This window comes from Nocardioides sp. CPCC 206348 (assembly GCF_048654705.1).
In the GTDB taxonomy this organism is placed as follows: Bacteria; Actinomycetota; Actinomycetes; order Propionibacteriales; family Nocardioidaceae; genus Nocardioides.
Window position 1 is genome coordinate 13457 of record NZ_JBMCZA010000173.1, and the last position, 820, is coordinate 14276.

General features: G+C 69.3%; 1 protein-coding gene. It reads right to left on the reverse strand.

Annotation, left to right across the window (positions count from 1 at the left end):
- Positions 1-169: 169 nt before the first annotated feature.
- Positions 170-820, reverse strand: a 651-nt coding sequence (locus ACOADB_RS13710; RefSeq protein ID WP_378599497.1) for an amidase family protein, incomplete at its 5' end; no start/stop codon positions are given.

An 820-nucleotide genomic window follows, 5' to 3' on the forward strand; every position in this document is an offset into this window, starting at 1 on the left:
CCCGCTCTTCGCGTTGGCCACAGGGGGAGGGGTGTTCCGCAAGGGCGTGTACCGCGGCAACCGCACCAAGGACCCGTGGGAGATCTTCCCGACGCTGGACAAGAAGGAACACGAAGCGTCCGACCACGCCGCGATCTACGCCGACATCACCGACTTCTGAACGTGGACCTCATGGGCGACTGGCCAGCCAGGCCCGCCAGCCGCCGTACGACGTGATCTCACGGTCGGGGTCGACACCGTCGGCCGTGCAGACGAACCCGAGCACCTGGCTGCCGTCGACGAGCTCGACGGGCCCGATCGCCAGGGGTGGCGCGATGGTTCCCATGAAGCCCGCCAGGGCGACCGTGGGCAGTCGCCACACCTCGACCTCGATCCCCTCGCCGACCGGCTTGCCGTCCGTGCGGGTGAGGCCGGGGCGGGGGAGCGGGCCGTCGACGACGTACATCCGGTAGTCCGTCGCGGTCCGGGTCGTCGTGACGAGGGTGCCGCCGCGACGTACGAGATCGGCGTTGAGCGGTTGTCCGGTCAGGTGGGCGCCGGCCACGGCGACCAAGGTGCCTTCCCGTTGCTCGACCTGTTGCTCGACGAAGTCGAGAAGGGCGTTGTCGCAGCCGGCGGGCGCCAGCAGCTGTACGCCGAAGGGCAACCCGTCACGTCGAGCGGGACCGGGGAACGCGACCGCACACAGGTCGAGCAGGTTGGTCATGTTGGTGAATTGGCCGAGCCGGGTGTTCACGCCGATCCGGTCGGCGGCGACCTCAGCAAGAGTCGGATGCGTGGCAGTGACCGGGAGGAGCAGCGCGTCGACCTGCTCCCAGAT